A 339-nucleotide genomic window follows, 5' to 3' on the forward strand; every position below is an offset into this window, starting at 1 on the left:
CCGCTGATTGTCATGCTGTTTACTGCTTATAGCTATGCGCAACTAGTGAAATCGTTCCCAAACGCGGGAGCAGCGTACACGTTTACCCAGCGGTCAATAAGCCCGCATGTCGGCTTCATCGTAGGCTGGACGATTATCATCGACTATTTGTTTAGTCCGATGATCAGTTCGCTCCTCATCGGGATATCATTGAGTGCCTTTTTTCCGTCAGTTCCTATGTTTGTATGGATTACTTCCTTTGTTCTGGTCATCACAACGGTCAACATTTTGGGTATAAAATTGGCGGCGAAGTTTAATACGTATATGCTTTCCCTGCAGATTTTGGTTTTTATTCTCTTT

1 protein-coding gene is annotated in these 339 nt (G+C 44.0%); it reads left to right on the plus strand.

What is annotated here, in order from left to right:
- The coding region (locus SB775_RS28160; RefSeq protein WP_410864460.1) for an amino acid permease at window positions 1-339 on the plus strand (339 nt) is incomplete at both ends.

It is taken from the genome of Peribacillus sp. SIMBA_075 (genome assembly GCF_046534585.1).